At 67.8% G+C, this 17,371-nt stretch carries 16 protein-coding genes and 2 tRNA genes; 10 read left to right on the top strand and 8 right to left on the bottom strand.

What is annotated here, in order from left to right; genetic code table 11:
• The first annotated feature begins 167 nt into the window (after positions 1–167).
• From FGL98_RS04660 to FGL98_RS04635, 6 genes are all read left to right on the top strand, one after another.
• Positions 168–785, top strand: coding sequence for a SigE family RNA polymerase sigma factor (locus FGL98_RS04660; protein WP_186525977.1), 618 nt, complete (start codon positions 168–170; stop codon positions 783–785).
• Positions 782–1,567, top strand: a complete 786-nt coding sequence (locus tag FGL98_RS04655) for a hypothetical protein (RefSeq protein ID WP_146315571.1) — start codon at positions 782–784, stop codon at positions 1,565–1,567. Before FGL98_RS04660 ends, FGL98_RS04655 begins: the two co-directional genes overlap by 4 nt.
• Positions 1,568–1,735: 168 nt before the next feature.
• Complete coding sequence (locus FGL98_RS04650) at positions 1,736–3,463, top strand: glycerol-3-phosphate dehydrogenase/oxidase (protein WP_146315570.1); 1,728 nt, start codon at positions 1,736–1,738, stop codon at positions 3,461–3,463.
• An 86-nt stretch (positions 3,464–3,549) separates the two neighbouring features.
• Positions 3,550–4,281, top strand: a complete 732-nt coding sequence (locus tag FGL98_RS04645) for a response regulator transcription factor (RefSeq protein ID WP_146315569.1) — start codon at positions 3,550–3,552, stop codon at positions 4,279–4,281.
• The gene (locus FGL98_RS04640; protein WP_246136364.1) at positions 4,278–5,855 is read left to right on the top strand and encodes a sensor histidine kinase; all 1,578 of its coding nucleotides are present in this window, start codon (positions 4,278–4,280) and stop codon (positions 5,853–5,855) included. Before FGL98_RS04645 ends, FGL98_RS04640 begins: the two co-directional genes overlap by 4 nt.
• Complete coding sequence (locus FGL98_RS04635; RefSeq protein WP_146315568.1) at positions 5,852–6,325, top strand: GtrA family protein; 474 nt, start codon at positions 5,852–5,854, stop codon at positions 6,323–6,325. Before FGL98_RS04640 ends, FGL98_RS04635 begins: the two co-directional genes overlap by 4 nt.
• 184 nt (positions 6,326–6,509) lie before the next feature.
• On the opposite strand, the gene FGL98_RS04630 is transcribed toward FGL98_RS04635, so the two are convergent.
• A tRNA-Ser gene (locus FGL98_RS04630) sits at positions 6,510–6,600 on the bottom strand.
• Between the two features lie 352 nt (positions 6,601–6,952).
• Here FGL98_RS04630 and FGL98_RS04625 point away from each other — a divergent pair.
• On the top strand, positions 6,953–8,428 hold the full coding sequence (locus tag FGL98_RS04625) for an LCP family protein (protein WP_186525976.1): 1,476 nt from the start codon (positions 6,953–6,955) through the stop codon (positions 8,426–8,428).
• A 49-nt stretch (positions 8,429–8,477) separates the two neighbouring features.
• Complete coding sequence (locus tag FGL98_RS04620; RefSeq protein ID WP_146315566.1) at positions 8,478–10,394, top strand: penicillin-binding transpeptidase domain-containing protein; 1,917 nt, start codon at positions 8,478–8,480, stop codon at positions 10,392–10,394.
• Positions 10,395–10,506: 112 nt separating this feature from the next.
• On the opposite strand, the gene FGL98_RS04615 is transcribed toward FGL98_RS04620, so the two are convergent.
• The 6 genes from FGL98_RS04615 to FGL98_RS04590 form a co-directional block, all read right to left on the bottom strand.
• Positions 10,507–10,710, bottom strand: a complete 204-nt coding sequence (locus FGL98_RS04615) for a cold-shock protein (RefSeq protein WP_146315565.1) — start codon at positions 10,708–10,710, stop codon at positions 10,507–10,509.
• 197 nt (positions 10,711–10,907) lie between these two features.
• Entirely contained in the window at positions 10,908–11,441 is a 534-nt protein-coding gene (locus FGL98_RS04610) for a hypothetical protein (protein WP_146315564.1), read from the bottom strand.
• A gap of 166 nt (positions 11,442–11,607) precedes the next feature.
• On the bottom strand, positions 11,608–12,069 hold the full coding sequence (locus FGL98_RS04605; protein WP_146315563.1) for a hypothetical protein: 462 nt from the start codon (positions 12,067–12,069) through the stop codon (positions 11,608–11,610).
• A complete protein-coding gene (locus FGL98_RS04600) occupies positions 12,069–12,896 on the bottom strand; it encodes a phosphoadenylyl-sulfate reductase (protein ID WP_146315562.1) in 828 nt (275 codons plus the stop codon). The genes FGL98_RS04605 and FGL98_RS04600 overlap by 1 nt, the downstream gene beginning before the upstream one ends.
• A gap of 145 nt (positions 12,897–13,041) precedes the next feature.
• The gene (locus tag FGL98_RS04595) at positions 13,042–14,979 is read right to left on the bottom strand and encodes a MoaD/ThiS family protein (RefSeq protein ID WP_146315561.1); all 1,938 of its coding nucleotides are present in this window, start codon (positions 14,977–14,979) and stop codon (positions 13,042–13,044) included.
• Positions 14,980–15,399: 420 nt separating this feature from the next.
• Positions 15,400–15,492, bottom strand: a tRNA-Ser gene (locus FGL98_RS04590).
• 142 nt (positions 15,493–15,634) lie between these two features.
• Between FGL98_RS04590 and FGL98_RS04585 the strand changes: the two genes are divergently transcribed.
• Positions 15,635–16,009 (top strand): protoporphyrinogen oxidase, encoded by a 375-nt coding sequence (locus FGL98_RS04585; protein ID WP_146315560.1) that lies wholly within the window; start codon positions 15,635–15,637, stop codon positions 16,007–16,009.
• A gap of 210 nt (positions 16,010–16,219) precedes the next feature.
• A complete protein-coding gene (locus tag FGL98_RS04580; RefSeq protein WP_146315559.1) occupies positions 16,220–16,498 on the top strand; it encodes an HU family DNA-binding protein in 279 nt (92 codons plus the stop codon).
• Between the two features lie 142 nt (positions 16,499–16,640).
• Here the strand turns inward: FGL98_RS04580 and epsC are convergent, their stop codons facing one another.
• Positions 16,641–17,279, bottom strand: coding sequence for a serine O-acetyltransferase EpsC (gene epsC / locus FGL98_RS04575; RefSeq protein WP_146315558.1), 639 nt, complete (start codon positions 17,277–17,279; stop codon positions 16,641–16,643).
• Positions 17,280–17,371 lie beyond the last annotated feature (92 nt).

Here is a 17,371-nt window from a genome sequence, read left to right as displayed (position 1 = left end):
CCCCAGACAAACCACCCCGGACAAACCCAGAAAGTCCTCCCGCTCGCAAGCCAGATCGGGCCGGTGTTCTCTTCGCAGGACACCGGCCCGATGGCGTGCCCGCGGGTGTGAACTGTGCCACGTACGGCTCGATGCAACCTTCGAGCACGTCGTGCGTCTTGTGTTGTATGACAGCCTTGACGCTGACCTCTCGCTCGAGGGGCTACACACCCGCCGGCGGGCGGACACGAGGGAAAGGCGTCGATGAGCTGTCGGGAGAGCGCACGATGGCGGAGGCGTCATCGGTGACCGAGGAGAACGTTGATCTTGCCGCGCTGTATGAGACGCACCACCTGTCGATGGTGCGTCTGGCCCGACTCCTGGTGGACGACCTGGCCACAGCCGAAGACGTCGTGCAGGACGCCTTCTTGGGGATGCACCGTCGGCGCGACGGACTGCGCGATCCGGGCGCTGCCGTGGGATACCTGCGACGCGCCGTCGTCAACCAGGCTCGGTCGACGCTGCGGCGCCGGCGCACCGTTCGTGCGCACCTGCGGGTCGCCGAGCCCGACGTCGGGCCGCCGGCAGATGCAGAGGTGCTGCTCGGTGAGGAGCACCGGGAGGTGCTCGCAGCAGTGGATGAGCTGCCAACCAGACAGCGTGAGGTCCTCGTGCTGAGGTACTGGTCGGAGCTGTCCGAGGCTGAGATCGCAGACGCACTCGGGATCAGCAGGGGCACCGTGAAGTCCCAGGCGAGCCGCGCAATGGCAACCTTGTCGAACAAGCTGGGAGGTGAAGCACGATGACGGACGATCTGGAGCGCAGGCTGCGCGAGGCATTCGAGGCGAAGGCCACCAGCATCACGCCGTCGATGGTGGAGGTGGACCGCGAGCGTGAGCTCGCCGACGAACTGGCGCACACGCAACGTGCTCCGCGTCACTGGATGGTGGGCGGTCTCAGCGCAGCAGCCGCCGTCGCGGCGGCAATCGGGATCGGTTTCATCGTGTCCAACCAGCAGCCACCGACCCACGAGCCGGTGGTAGCGGCGAGCTCGCAGCACAGCAGCACCCAGACCCCCGAGACCACCCCGTCCACAACCTCCAGCAGCGCCCCGCAGCAGAACCAGCTGGCGCAGCCGAACGTGCAGCAGCCGCCGGCCACAACGCAGGCACCTCCGGCCACGACGCTGGCGCCACCGATCTCGACGCCTCCCGCGGTGAAGACGGCGACCAGGCCGCCGGCGGTCGCGAAGCGTTCTACGCCGACAACGACGCAGACCAGTGAACCGACACCCTCGAAGTCCGACGGCAACTACTATCTGCGGGGCGACCTGAAGATCGCGGCCGGGACGGACTACCTGCCACTGCCGGGCGCCATCCCGACCTACATTCAGGACGAGACGGGCCGCACCACCCGCCTGTCCACCGGCGACTGCGCGGGCATCGCGGCCTACTGGACCACGGCCATGCCCCCGCAGGGCTGGACACAGGACTCCGCGCTCAAGTGGACCGCACCGTCCGGCAACGCCTGGGCCTTCCTGAGCAAGGCCTCCGGCGCGTGCACGATCCAGATCAGCGCCGGCCCGTAGGGCTGACGCCGGAAAGAAACGGCCCGACGGGGGAGGCCGGGAAGTAGGGCAGAAGGTCCGGGTGCACCGCGCACCCGGACCTTCTGTGTGTCGATCAGGGTGCGTGACACGCGTCGCGTTCAGCCCCGGCCTACAGTGGTGTTCGCCGGTTGAGGAAAGGGGTCGTCCATGGTCATGCAGCCGTTCAGCGCCAAGCTCGGTCCGCACGAGCGCGAGCAGGCGTGGGCCGAACTCAAGTCCCGCGAGTTCGACGTGCTGGTCATCGGTGGCGGAGTCACCGGTGCGGGCGCTGCCCTGGACGCCACGACCCGCGGGCTGCGGACCGCCCTGGTCGAAGCGCGCGACCTGGCCAGTGGCACATCCTCCCGCAGCAGCAAACTGTTCCACGGCGGGCTGCGCTACCTGGAGCAGATGAACTTCACCCTGGTCGCCGAGGCCCTCAAGGAGCGCGAGCTGATGCTCACCACGCTCGCGCCGCACCTGGTGCACCCGGTCGCCTTCCTCTATCCGCTGTCGCATCGCGCGTGGGAGCGTCCTTATGTGGCAACCGGGCTCGCGATGTACGACCAGATGGGCGGCTCCCGCTCCGTGCCCCGCCAGAAGCACCTGACTCGCGGCGGCGCGCTCAAGCTCTTTCCCGGCCTGAAGTCCGAGTCCCTGGTCGGCGCAGTGCGCTACTTCGACGCCCAGGCCGACGACGCGCGGCACACCATGACCGTTGCGCGCACCGCCGCGCACTACGGGGCGGTTGTGCGCACCTCGACCGAAGTGATCGAGATCGTCAAGGAGGCCGACCGGGTCACCGGTGTGGTGGTTCGCGACGTCGAGTCCGGCGAACGAGTGACCGTGCGGGCCAAGGTCGTGGTCAACGCGACCGGTGTCTGGACCGACGACATCCAGAGCCTCTCCGGTGGCCGCGGCCGCTTTCGGGTGCGGGCGTCGAAGGGCATCCACATCCTGGTCCCCCGCGACCGGATCGCGGGCGAGGTCGGGTTGATCCTGCGCACCGAAAAATCGGTGCTCTTCGTCATTCCCTGGGGTCAGCAGTGGTTGATCGGCACCACCGACACCGACTGGACCCATGACCTGGCCCACCCCGCGGCCACCGCCACGGACATCGACTACCTCCTGAAGCGCCTCAACGACGTGCTCGCCGTGCCCGTGACCCGCGACGACATCCTCGGCGTGTATGCCGGGCTGCGGCCCCTGCTCGCCGGTGAGAGCGAGGACACCAGCCAGCTGTCCCGCGAGCACGCCGTTGCCCGACCCTGCCCCGGGATGATCGCCGTCGCGGGCGGGAAGTACACCACCTATCGGGTGATGGCCAAGGACGCGATCGACGCCACCGCCGAGGACCTCGGCGAGATCAAGGAGTCGGTCACCGAGCACGTCCCGCTGGTCGGCGCCGACGGATACGCCGCCATGGTCAACCTCAAGCACGAGCTGGCGGATCAAAGTGGGCTGCCCCAGTGGCGGATCGAGCACCTGTTGGGCCGCTACGGCTCCAAGCTGCACGAGGTGATCGGGCTTGCCGACGACGACCCGGGTCTGCTCGAGCCGGTCACCCATGCCGAGTCCTACCTGCGCGTCGAGCTGCTGTATGCCGTGACCCACGAAGGGGCCCTGCACCTCACCGATGTGCTGGCCCGGCGCACCCGGATGTCGTTCGAGACGCGGCACCGTGGCGTCGATGCGGCGCAGGAGGCCGCCGAGATCATCGCACCGGTGCTCGGCTGGGATGCAGCACGCGTCGCCGACGAGGTCAGCGGCTACGCCGACCGGGTCCGGGCCGAGCGGGCCTCACAGGAGCTGGACAACGATGCGGACAGCGACGCCGCCCGGCGCGCCGCCCCCGAGGTGCGCGTCGGCCTCCGCCAGGTCACCGCCACCCGCTGACCTCGCCCGACCTCCGACAGGACTCACACAGACTGCGCACAGGGAAACCCTGGCGCGACCATAGGCGCCCGGGGTTCACTGGTGCCATGAGTCAACCTGCCAGCACCCTGAAACGTCCCGACGGCAACCCGGTGCGAGTTCTCGTCGTCGATGACGAGAGCAACCTGACGGAGCTGCTGAGCATGGCACTGCGCTATGAGGGCTGGGAGATCAAGAGCGCTGCAACCGGCTCGAATGCCGTGCGCACCGCGAAGGAGTTCCGCCCCGATGCCGTGGTGCTCGACATCATGCTGCCGGATTTCGACGGCATGGAGGTGCTGCGCCGGATGCGCGACGACGATCCGACCCTGCCGGTGCTCTTCTTGACCGCCAGGGACGCCGTCGAGGACCGGATCGCCGGGCTCACCGCCGGCGGGGACGACTACGTCACCAAGCCGTTCAGCCTCGAAGAGGTCGTCGCCCGCGTGCGCGCGCTGCTGCGCCGCACCGTCCAGATGACGATCGACTCGTCCTCGGTCCTGACCGTGGGCGACCTGTCGCTCGACGAGGACAGCCACGAAGTCGTCCGCGCCGGCGCCGAGGTCAATCTCACCGCGACCGAGTTCGAGCTGCTGCGCTACCTGATGCGCAACCCGAAACGGGTGCTGTCGAAGTCCCAGATCCTCGACCGGGTCTGGCACTACGACTTCGGCGGGCAGGCCAATGTCGTGGAGCTCTACATCTCCTACCTGCGCAAGAAGATCGACGCCGGGCACCCACCGATGATCCACACGATGCGCGGCGCCGGATACGTCCTCAAACCTGCTCCGCCGACGTGATCCCCGCCGTCAGCCCGTCTCGGTGGACCCTTCGCACCAAGCTGGTCTGCTCGGTCCTGCTGCTCTTCATCCTGGTGACCGCGGCGGTGGGCGCCCTGACCGTGCTGCGACTCAAGGCGACCCTCACCACCCAGGTGGACAACCAGCTGGCGCTCACCGCCTCGACGATCTCGCCGAACTCCGAAGGTGGCGGCCGGCAACTGCCGCCGCCGCCCACCGTCGGCAACACCTCGATCCAGGTCACGGTGACCGCGGACGGCTCGGTGGTCTCCGCCGAAGGCCGCGGTGGCTACATCGCGCAGAACTTCGTGTCCGGTTACTCCCGTGTCGAGACCAGCTTGAGCAGCGCCCAGATCGCCACCCTGCGCAAGGCCGGCCTCGGCATCGAGCCGACCGTGGTCGACCTCGGCCCGACGCTCGGCCGGTTCCGGGTGGTCGCAGTCATTCACTCGATCGCCACTCAGAACATCAAGACCGGCCAGGTGACACCGAATACGCCCGTCGTCACGATGATCGGCCTGCCGGTGGGCGGCATCGATGATGCCGTGCGCCAAATGGCCCTGACCGTGGCGCTGTTGTCCGCGGCCGGCCTGATCCTCGTCGGCGGGGCCGCGGGCATGCTCATCCGACGTAGCCTCGCCCCACTACGTCGCGTCGCGGCGACCGCCTCCCGCGTCTCGCAGCTGCCGCTGTCGTCCGGGCAGGTCGACATGCACGAGCGGGTCCCCGCCGTCGACACCGATCCACGCACCGAGGTCGGCCAGGTGGGCGCGGCGCTCAACGACATGCTCGACCACGTCGACAGTGCGCTGACCGCGCGCCAGATCAGCGAGATGAAGGTGCGTCAGTTCGTCGCGGACGCCAGCCACGAGCTGCGCACGCCGCTGGCCTCGATCAAGGGGTATGCCGAGCTCTCCCGCCGGGAGCGCGATCCCGTGCCGGCCGATGTGTCCCATGCCCTGAACCGCATCGAGTCCGAGGCCGGCCGGATGACCTCCCTGGTCGAGGACCTGCTGCTGCTCGCCCGGCTCGACAACGGTCGACCCCTCGAGAAAGCGCCGGTCGACATCACCCGCCTGGCGATCGAGACCGTCAGCGATGCACACGCCGCAGGCCCCAGGCACGAGTGGAAGCTCGACCTGCCCGATGCGGGGCTGGAGGTGCTGGGCGACGAGGCCCGGGTCCGCCAGGTGTTCATCAACCTGCTGGCCAACGCCCGACGACATACCCGCGACGGCACGACCATCACGACCGGTGTGCGACCGGCCGACGGGCATGCGGTGATCTCCGTGTGCGACAACGGGCCGGGGATCCCACCGGACCTGATGCCGCACATCTTCGAACGATTTACCCGCGGCGACTCCGCACGCACCCGGACCGAGGGCTCCACCGGCCTGGGTCTGTCCATCGTGCATGCCGTGGTCACCGCGCACCATGGCTGGGTGACCGTGAAGTCCCGGCCCGGAGACACCCGCTTCGAGATCTGGCTGCCTGCCTTGGCCGGCCCGCCGCGAGGCGATCCGGACAGCCACCCGCGCGAGGACTGGGCCACGCCTGGAACAATGTCTATGTGACCGGACTGACGCAGGCCCACCGATGGACGCTCATTGATGAGCGCCGGAACCTGCTCGGCCAGATCGGCCGGTTCATGGGCATCGGCGCGGCCAGCATGCTGCTCAACCTCATGGTCTTCGCAAGCCTGGACCGTCCACTCGGCCACCAGGGCGCCAACGTGGTCGCCCTCGTCGTGGGCGGCGTCGTCAACACTGCTGTCAACCGGCGCTACACCTTCCAGGTGCGCGGCCAGGAGGGGCACGCCAAGGTGCAGCTGCAGAACCTGGCACTGCTCGCGATCACCTGGCTCTTCACCGCGATCGCGCTCGTGGTGCTGCAGCGCCTCGAGCCTCAGTCCACCACCTGGACGGCGATGGTCACCATCGTCATCGCCACCTTCCTGGCCATGATCGTGCGGTTCGTCCTGCTGCGCCGCTGGTTCGCACCGCAGATGACCGGCTCGAACGGCGTCACTCCGCACACCCTGTGACGGCGTCGGTCACCCCAGTCATCTTCCAGCGTGGTTGAGTGCGTGCAGTTTTTTGTGGAGATTGCGGCGGAGGGAACCGTCGGCTCGCTCGGTCGCTTCGCTCCCTCGCGAGCCTCCTCCCAAATCCCCGACTTCGACAAATGATGAGTGGCCGCGCCCTTCGGGCGCGGCCACTCATCATTTGCGGAGGCGGAGGGATTTGAACCCTCGATGGGGTTTTAGCCCCAAACCCGCTTAGCAGGCGGGCGCCATAAACCAGACTAGGCGACGCCTCCAGTTCACCCGCCGGCAATACCGGCGCATTTGGCGCTGGCGCTTGTGCCAGGCACCATGGTGAAGCGTGGCAAGGCTACCTGGCCCGACCACCGCGGACAAAATCGCGACGGCTGACAACCGGACAACCCCGCTGTTCGTCCTCAACGTGAGGACAAGCCACAGGTTTCTGAGTGACAATGGATCGCTCTGTGACCCGGAGCGCCAGACGACCAAAGGCAGGGAATGACGCACGAGGACGAACAGGGCCACCGAACGCGCCCCGCAGTGCCCGGCGACCGCAGCGCCCCAACTGGGCGCCCCACACGCACTCGCCTCCCCGGGTCACCATCGACACCGACCAGCCGCCAGGCCGTGCGCCGCTTCCGATCCGAGGAAGTGCGCAGGGCGCTGCTGCTGACCGGTCTGAGCACGATCGTGCCGGGCCTGGGTCTGATCTTCACCCGCAAACGTCGCAGCGGGCTGCTCCTGCTCTGTGCGGCGATCGTGCTCCTCGTCGTTCTCGGTTACCTGACGCTGCGCGGAGGACTCATCCAAGCGGCCGCCCGCCTGCTGACCAATAACGGTCTGATCCTGCTGCTGGTCATCGTCATCGTCGGTGGTCTGCTGTGGCTGGTGAGCATCATCCTCACGGCCCGCGAGACGTCCGGTCGGGGCTGGCCGCTGCAGACTCGCTGGCTGCACCGCGGGTTCGCTGCCCTGATGTGCCTGTGCGTCGCGGTCCCCGCCGCGAACGCCGCGCACTACGTGCTCATTACCAAGGATACGTTCAGCAAGGTCTTCCAAAGCCGGTATGCCGGTCGCGGCGACGCGGTGCGTGCCCCGGGTAGCGGGTCCAATCCGTGGGCGAACATACCCCGCCTCAACATCCTGCTGCTCGGCTCTGACGCCGGCGCGGACCGCACCGGAGTGCGCACCGACTCGATGATGGTCGTCAGCGTCGACACGAAAACCGGTGATGCAACCCTGGTCAGCATCCCGCGGAACCTGCAGCACGTCCCGTTCCCGGCAAACAACCCCCTGCACAAGGTCTATCCGAGCGGGTTCTACTGCCCCCAGCAGGGCGCCGCCAACGCCTGCATGATGGACGCCGTGTGGACCGAGGCCGGCGTCAACCACCGCAACCTCTTCCCGAAGAACGAGGCCAACCCGGGCCTCGACACCACCCGTGAGGTCATCTCGCAGGTCACCGGCCTGCCGATCGACTACACCACGGTCATCGACCTCAGCGGGTTCGAGCAGCTGGTCGATGCGATGGGCGGCGTCTACATCAACATCCCCAAGCCGCCACCCGGGTCCCAGTTCGACGGCATACCCATCGGCGGCGCCATCGAGAACGGTGTCATCAAGCCCGGGAGCGTGACCGGCATCCTCAAGCCCGGCTACCGGAAGCTCGACGGATACGATGCCCTGTGGTACTCACGCAGCCGCGTCGGCGCAGCCAACGGTGACGACGACCGGATGCGACGGCAGCGATGCATGGTCGACGCGCTCATCTCGCAGGCCAACCCCGTCGAGATGATCACGAAGTTCACTGACGTGATGAATGTCGCCAAGCACAACATTTCGATAGACATCCCGCAGGACAAGCTGCCCGCCTTCGCGACGCTGGTCGAGCGGATGAAGCACGGCAACCTGCGCACCGTCAACATCTCGACCGCGGTCAACCACGTTGATCCGGACTTTGCCAAGATCCGGGCGCTGATCAAGCAGGCCACCGCGAAGCCGCATGACGCCAAGGCACCGACACCTGCCAAGACGTCATCTACGGCGACGCCGACGCCGACGGCGACCGACAACCCGATCTCCGAGACCGCCAGCTCCTGCTGAGGTCTCGCGGGCACATCCGACCAGCTCAACTACTCAGTGGGGATGACAGATGAGTCGACGCAGCGTGCTTGCCGGGACCACGGCGGGCATCGTCATTGCGGCCGGTGTCGGCGGCGGAGTGCTGTGGAAGGGGCATCTGGACGACCAGAAGGCGACGAACGCCGCGACGGCCGCGGCGACGACCTTCGCCAAGGCCTGGAGCAGCGGGCATCTCGACCGGGCGAAGTATGCGGGGACCACCCCCGCGGCGGCGGCCGCCAACTTCAAGACCACGACGGCGGCCCTCGGTGCGGGTCCGGTCACGGCGAAGGCCACCGATGTGGTACGCCGTGGGAGCATGGCCACCGCGGACATCAAGGTCGCCTGGACGATGAGCGGTGGCCAGAAGTTCTCCTGGACCGACCCGATCAACCTGGTCAAGCACACCTCCGGGTGGAGCATCCAGGTGCCCGACCGCTCACTGTGGCATCCCAAGCTCGCCAAGAACGACGCCTTCGTCGTCACCACCGACAGCGGCAACCGAGGTGCGATCACCGGTAGCGGCGGCGCAGACATCATGGCCAATCAGACCGTCTACGACGTCGTGATCAACCCGGTCACCGCAACAACGGCGTCGGTCCAACAGCTGCAGCAGATCACCAGCGTGACCGGGCTCGTCGGCGAGCTCACGGCGGCCCAGCGGTCCCACTCGCAGGCGACCATCCCGGTGATCACCTACCGAGCCGCCGACTACGACGCGCGCAAGTCGGCCCTCGACGCCCTGGCGGGTGTGCTCACCCAAAAGAGGCAGCAGCCACTGGCACAGACACGGACCTTCGGGCAGCCGATCCTCGGCAGCGTCGGGCCGGTGACCGCGCAGATGATCAAGCAGGACCCGAAGTACTACCACGCGGGCATGTACGTCGGCATCTCCGGACTGCAGGCACAGTACGAGAAGACGCTGGCGCCCAAGCCCGGCTTCACCATCGCCGGCAAGTCCCACCCGTCCGACCCGCTCTTCACGAAGGCGGCGCAGAACGGCACGACCGTGCAGACCACCCTCGACCCCACTATCCAGGCGGCCGCCGAGAAGGCCGTAGGCACGCTCAAGGGGCAGGCGTCGGCCCTGGTCGCCATCAACATCAAGACCGGCGGCGTGCTCGCTGTGGCGAACGGGCCGAGCTACGGGATGGAACGCGCCATCACCGGCCAGTTCGCCCCGGGGTCGACGCTCAAGATGGCCACGGCCTACACCTGGCTGTCCAAGGGGCACAGCCCCAGCGAGAAGGTGAACTGTCCGGTGGAGGTCAGCGGTGGTGGGCAGCTGATCCGCAACTTCGAGGGTGAGAGCTTCCCGAACCCGCCGTTCAGCAAGGACTTCGCCGTCTCGTGCAACACGGCCTTCGTCAATGCCTCGAAGGACCTGGACGACTCGGACCTCACCAATGGGGCGAAAGCACTTGGTATCGGTGCGAACTGGGCCAAGCAGCTGGGATACACGGGCGCCTACGACGGCAGCATTCCGGTCGCCAAGGACGCGACTGAGAAGGCCGTGAGCGCCTTCGGGCAGGGCAGGACGCAGGTGTCCCCGCTCGCGCTGGCCGTGGCGGCCAGCTCGCTCGCTCGCGGGTCCTACATTCCTCCGGCTCTCGTGACCTCCCCCAAGCAGCCTGGCAGCCGCACCCCGAAACCGTTGAATGCCGAGGTCGACGCGCAGATGAAGCAGCTCATGCGCCTGCCGGTCACCGACCCCAACGGCACCGCCACCATCATGCAGAACACCCCGGGCGGCCCGATCTTCGCCAAGACCGGCACGGCCGAGTTCATCGACAACGGTCAGGATGCCTCGCACGCCTGGCTCGCCGGCTGGCAGGGCAACATCGCCTTCTGTGCGCTGGTCGTCAAGGTGCCGTCCGGCCAGGGCGGCGGCACCGTCGCGGCACCGGTCGTGAAGGACTTCTTCACGACGCTCGCCAACGAGTCGTAGCCCGCGGGTAGCAGCCCGGGCAGCACGGTCTCGGCAGACAAGAAGCCCCGGCGCCTCTCGGCGTCGGGGCCCGATGCCGGTCATCGCTCAGGCGATCACCATCAAGGGTTGATCAGACCGGCATGACGTTCGTCGCCTGCGGGCCCTTGTCTCCCTGGGTGATCTCGAACTCGACGCGCTGCGCCTCGTCCAGGCTGCGGTAGCCCTGCGACTGGATGGCGGAGTAGTGGACGAACACGTCCGGGCCGCCGCCGTCCTGCGCAATGAAGCCGAAGCCCTTCTCGCCGTTGAACCACTTCACGGTTCCCTGTGCCATGGGGGTAACTCTCAATCTCTTTGCGGCGTTGAGCCTCACGTCTTGCGAGGCCAAGGCTGCGGAGGCCTCCCCCAAACAGGTGAACCAGGTTCATACCCGAAGCGCCCGCACCTGTGCGGGCAACTTCGCCATCCAGCGAGGAACTGCAACTGCAACCAGGGCCGACGGTAGCACGGACACCACCGACGGTGGCCTGCTCAGATCACCATGCCGACCGAGGTGACCGCGACGCCGACGGCGTAGCCCACAACGCCCCCAACGATGACCTGGAGCGCCGTGTGATCGCGCAGCGTGACCCGGGACCACCCGACGAGCACAACCAGCGGATTCAGGAAGATCGACCACGCGCTCACCAGCACAGTAAGGGCCGCAACCACGCCGCCGGCGCAGGCCGTGTGGATCGAGATCTTCCACCAGAGCGTCACCCCGAGGCAGACCGCGACTGCGACGCAGATTCCCGCTACCAACGCGAAGAGGCTCCGTGGAGCACCGAGAGCCAGCAATACCAGCAGCCCCAACAGGTTCGAGGCCAGTCCGATCGCCAGCACGGCCGGTCGCTGATCCCGTCGGGACATGTGCCGGTCGCTCCAGATTCCTCGGCGTATCCCGATCTGTAGGAGCCCGTACGGCAGCACGGCGGCGCACAGTGTCATCACGAACCCCATCAGCAGGCCCCGCTGTATCCCTGCGGCGTGGATTGCAACCACGAAAGTCACGACGCTGATCAGCACAACCGGCGCCATCGATTCCGTGACGAACCGAGCCCACCGCCCTCTGAGGTTGCCTACCCGCACGGACCCAGTCATACCTCACGAGCGGATAGACCGCGGCAGGGCGGTCGGTCGGGTGGCAGCTCTGCCGCAAGGGTCCGACCGGAGGCGATCTCCGCCTGTGCCGTCAGCCGGTCTGCAGGCTACGGACCTCAAGGCCGTCCGGTTCGATCGAGATCGCGAGGTCGATGCCGTCGACGATGACGTCCAGCTGGTAGCGGCCGGGCATCCGGGCGGTGATCCTCGCTTGCTGCAGTGTCTTGCCGGCGAGCGCGGCCAGCACCCGGTTGACGTCGGCAGCCTCGGTGGTGAGCGCTTGTCCCCCTGGAGTGCGACGGTAGACGGCGTTCACCAGACGCTCCGTCTCGGCCTTGCCGAGCTGCCGGGCCCGCCCGGTCTCGAGGGCGAGCGCGCAGACCCGCTCCAGCTCGGGCAGCAGTGCGGGATCGACGCCACCATCGGCCGCCGCGCTGACCAGCTCGTCATACGGCCCCCGACGCTCGGCGGGCAGCACGGCGGCAAAGGCGGTCGCCACCTCGGCGATGGCGACCGCCTCGTCCTCGGACAGCCGGAAGGGCTCCGCGGTCATCAGTGGCCGGACTTGCGCTCGGCCTCGGCAAAGATCGCCTCGGCCTCGTGCTCGAAGCTCCCGGTCTCGATCGGGCAGTGAATGCCGCACTCCTTGGGCGCACCGGTCTCCCACCACCAGCGGCCGGCGCGCTCGTTCTCCCCGGGCTCTATCGCGCGCGTGCAGGGGGCGCAGCCGAAGCTGGTGTAGCCCTTCGCGTAGAGCGGGTGGACGGGGACCCCGTTCTCCTCGATGTAGGCCTTGACCTCGTCACCCTCCCAGTCCGCAAGGGCGTTGACCTTCACGATGCCCTCGTGGTCGTGGTCCAGCTCCACCTTCTTGATGGCGGCACGGGATGCCCACTGGTCGCGGCGCAGGCCGGTGAACCAGCCGTCGAGGCCCTGAAGTGACTTGACGAGCGGACGCACCTTGCGGATCTGGCAGCAGAGCATCCGCTCCTCGACCGAGTTCTGGAAGAGGTTCACGCCGCGGCGGGCAACCATCGACTCCACCTCCGCCGCCTCGGGGAACAGCACGTCCCACTGGGTCTTCGGGTAGTGGGCGCGCACCTCCTCGATGAACTGGTAGGTCTCCTGCGGGAGCCGGCCGGTGTCGACCGTGATGACGCGGACGTCGGGCTTGATCCGGACCGCCATGTCGAGCACGGCCATCCCGTCCTCCTGCAGGGCCGTCACGATGGCAATGCGGTCGCCGAACGTCTCGAGCGCCCACTCGATGACGTCCTCGGGCTCCTGGTCGTCCAGGTCCACGGCGATCTCGCCGATCTCGAGATCATCGAAGACGACTCGGCCGTCCGCCGTCTGCGGGGCGAGGTCCAACTGTGTCATGTGCACTCCTCTAGGTCTTTTCGGAAGGTCAGGCTGAAGTTTTGCCTCGGGGTACCCGCGAAGTATCGGAGCGAGCTTGGGGGTATCTCCCCCTGGCACGCTGGCTTCAGCCAGCGGGTGACGAGCGGAGAACTTCGTGGGGTGGTCATCCTCCGGACAGGGCTGCGATGATGAGGATGTCCGTGCCGGGCTGGACGGGGGTCGCCATGCCCTCGAGTCCTCGGACGTCCTCGTCGCCGATGGCGACCAGGAACGCGCGATCGACTGTGCCGCCCGGCAGCACGGTGGCGCGGAACTCGGGGAACCGGTCGGCAACCGCCTCCACCGCCTCGCCGACGGTGGCCGCCTGCACCTCTACCCGGTCCTCGCCGCCGACGAGCGACAACAACGGGCCGGGAACTCGCACTGCCACACTGGTGTCGGGCCGAGCTGCCGTGACCTCGGCGTTGTTCGCAATGGCGATCAGGTGCTCGTCGGTGCGCGCATTGCAGAAGTCTCCGAGGGTGAAGTCGATGTCGCCGCGCCGGTTTCGCTCGTCCAGCCAGGAACCGACCAACCGGTCCATCACGCCGTTGATCTCGGTGGTCGGCACGCGCCGCAGCAGCCGCCTGCCGATCGCGCTCCGGGTGCCGAGGCCTCCTCCTACGGTCAGGTCGTAGGCCTCGACCCGCTCGTCGGAGCCCTCGACGCGGGTCGTCGTGCCCTGCAGCCCGATCTCGCCGACCCAGTGCTGGGCACACGCGTGCGGGCATCCGTCGACGTGGACGGCCAGGTCCCCGATCTCCTCGGCCCCGTAGTGTGCCGTCAGCTCATCGAGCATCTCCTCGAGCTTGCCCTTGGTCTCCGCCACCGAGTAGTTGCAAAAGCGGTGGCTCGTGCAGGCCAGCGAGCGTCCGAACGCGCGACCACGGTCCAGGTCGAAACCGATGTCCCGCAGCACCGCCTTGACTTCGTCGACCCTCGAGGCCGGTACGTTTCCGAGGATGAAGTTCTGCTGGCGGGTAAGGCGCACATCGCCGCCGTAGCTCTCCGCCAGATCGGCGAGCACTTCCAACTTTGTCCCGGTGACGCGTCCGGAGGGAACGGGGACACCGACATACACCAGACCCGGCTGTCCTTGCTCGTGCACACCGAGATGGTCGGCATCGACCTTGGGCTCGGGAGCCGCACCGTCCTCGAGCGGCCTGCCCAGCGTCTCCTCGATCTTGGCCCGCATCCCTTCTGGCCCGTAGTCGTCCATCATGAACTTGATCCGCGCCTTGGCCCGTGAGATGCGGTAGCGCAGGTCCCGCTGCCAGGCGTTGGTCACTGCCTCGAGGACCTCGATGACGTCGGCGCGCGGGATGAACACTCCGATGTCCCGCGAGATGCGCGGCGTATTGGTCATCCCACCGCCGATCCGCAGCGTGAAGCCCTCCCGGCCGCCCTGCTCGACCGCGATCAGCGCGACGTCGGAGATCTCCGGCGCATTGCACTGCGCCGTGCAGGCCGAGATCGTGTACTTGTGCTTGCGCGGCAGGTTGGAGAACTCCGCGTTGCCGTAGAAGTGCTCGGCGACCTCACGGATCACCGGCGTCACGTCGAACGCCTCGTCGTGGGTCAGACCTGTCACCGGGCAACCGGTGATGTTGCGGACGGTATCGCCCTCGCCACCGTTGGTGGTCAGCCCGGCCGCCTCGATGTCGGCCATCACCGCGGGCAGCTGCGCGAGCTCCACCCAGTGCAGCTGAATGCCCTGGCGGGTGGTGAGCTCCGCCTCGTCCCGGCCATACGTCCGAGCGATCCTGGCCAGCGCCCGGACCTGGTCGGCGGTCACCAACCCACCGGCGACCTTGACCCGCACCATGAAGGTGCCCATTTTGGGCTTGTCATGGGCGAGGGCCCACCAGTAGAGGCGGACGATGTCCTCCTCGGGGATGTCCTCGTAGCCACGCGCGATCAGCTCGGGCAGCTCATCCCGCACGTCCAGCGGCGGCCGGTCCCGCTTCATCCGCTCGATGTAGTTGCGCTTGTAGACCAGCTCCCAGTCCGGCGCCGGCCGATCGGCGCGCGAGCGCCGGGTCCGAGTGGTCGTTGCGGTCATGGTTCCTCCGTGCGGTGGGTTCGCGGATGCGGGTGGCGAGGGCGCCTCGAACGGGTCGTCGCCTGACGCGGTCCCGCCATTGCGGGAGGCACGCCGAGTGCCGTGGCCGAGCACGGACTCGTTTCGCGGTCTAGGCGAGCGTCCGACAGTCACACAGCATCGGGATCATCGCCGCTACCCGGCCGACACTGCGCGAACAAATCATGATCGATAACATAGCAGGGCGTTATGGATGACGACAGACCGTCTCACCTGCAGAGAGCGGCCCCGGGTTCATGGGCGGCCAGGCGCCACCCTCGAGTGGAGTACTCACGGCTCGAGTGGAGCACAAACGTGCCCTCCACTCGGCGGTTATCTGCTCCACCCGGCGGGCGCCCGGGCGCGGCCCGGCGGGCGCGGGGCGACGGATGTGGCGAATCGTGGCGGAGGGCGTGGGATTCGAACCCACGAAGCCGGGGTTACCGACTTAGCGGTTTTCAAGACCGCCGCACTAGGCCACTATGCGAGCCCTCCTCGCACGCCGGGACCTGGCCCAGCCGTGCAGCGCCATCCTACGGCCGAAGCCTTCTGGGCGCACAAAGGGCACCGTGCCCCACCGCCCACACCCCGGGCAGGCAGGTAGGGTCGGCACAACGCAACACAGAGGAGATCCTCCATGGGCAAGTTGTCATTTCTCATCGGGTTCGGCGCCGGATACGTCGTCGGCGCCCGCGCCGGCAAAGAGCGGTACGAGCAGATCAAGCTGCAGGCCGGCAAGGTCTGGCAGCACCCTGCGGTGCAGCAGCACGTCGCGAACGCGACCGAACAGGTCAAGCAGCGGGGCCCCGAAGTCGCCGCCGCCGCCGGCCAGGCCGCGCTCCGCGGAGCGGGTGAGGCCGCAAAGAACGCCGCAGTTGCAGGCTTTTCCGCGGCCACGGGCAAGAACCGCGGCCCGGTTGTCCAGAGCTCCATCAGCGACCCGGCTGATGCCGACGGGCAGCGGCCCGACGGGGTCAATCCCGACCTCGGCACCGGAGGCGCCGGGGCCTGATCGCATCGCTCCAAGACGCGCCGAGCAGCCCCGTCTTGGACCTCTGGGCCTGCTGCGTCTACCGTAAGGTCGAGCAGAACGCCGCGGGATCCCGCCAAAATGCGGGTGAATGTGGTCAACTTGGCTCAGTTGGGCCACGCCCAGCATCAACTCAAAACCGGTGACCGAGGCAGCACTCGGCCACACCGATGAACACGAGACAGGACATTCATGAACCGCACTGACCTCGCCAGCACGATCGCACAGCGCACCGGCGTCAGCGCCAAGGACGCGACCTCCGTCATCACCGGCCTCAACGACGTCATCCTTGAGGCCATTGGTCGTGGTGAGAAGGTCCAGCTTCCGGGCCTGCTGACCATCGAGCGCGTCGAGCGCGCAGCCCGCACCGGCCGCAACCCACAGACCGGTGAGGAACTGCAGATCCCGGCCGCCCACGCAGCCAAGGTCACCGCCGGCAGCAAACTGAAGGCCGCCGCCAAGGGCAAGTGATCCAAGCACCGCACAAAACAAAAGGGGCGTTCACCATGACGGTGAACGCCCCTTTACCGTACGTCGGAGGTATGCCGTGTGCCTGGTCGGGGACCCCGCAAAGTATCGAAGCGACGAAGGAGCGGAGAACTTTGTGGGGTGACTAGATCCACAGCGCCGGGTCGGCGAAGAAGTCCCCTTGCGAGCGCGGTTCGTGCGGGAACCGGATCGTCGCGGGGACCCCGGTGGCAACGGCCTGTGCGGGCACATCCTTGACGACCACGGCGTTCGCCCCGATCTGCGCCTGGTCACCAACTTCCACCGGGCCGAGCACACGTGCACCGGCACCAATGGTGACGCCGTTGCCCACGGTCGGATGCCGCTTGACGCGCTGTAGCGCTCGGCCTCCGAGGGTCACGCCGTGATAGAGCATCACGTCGTCGCCGACCTCGGCCGTCTCACCGATCACGACGCCCATGCCGTGGTCGATGAAGAATCGCCGGCCGATCGTGGCGCCGGGATGGATCTCGACCCCCGTCACGGACCTCGCCGACTGGGACAGCAGCCGAGCCGGCAGCCGCCAGCGACCGCCGCGCCGCCACATCCGGTGCGCCACCCGGTAGGCCCAGATCGCCTGGAGACCGGGCGAGGCGAGCATCATCTCCAGGCGAGAGTCGACGGCCGGATCCCGTGCGATCGCGGCGTCCAGGTCGTCACGCACCGCGGCCACGACGCGCCGCACCGGCTGGCGCACCCGCTTGTCAGGCACCCCGCCGATCAGCGAGAGATGCTGGTGGCTCATGTCTCAGTCCTTAGATTGTCCCGGGATCCCGCGAAGTATCGAAGCGAGCCTGCGAGCGCAGAACTCCCGGGGTCCCCGCGAAGTATCGGAGC

The sequence above is a fragment of the Leekyejoonella antrihumi genome (assembly GCF_007845645.1).
GTDB classification, from domain to species: domain Bacteria; phylum Actinomycetota; class Actinomycetes; order Actinomycetales; family Dermatophilaceae; genus Leekyejoonella; species Leekyejoonella antrihumi.
The sequence above is the reverse complement of the archived record's forward strand: the minus strand, read 5'-3'. Positions and strand labels throughout refer to the sequence as shown.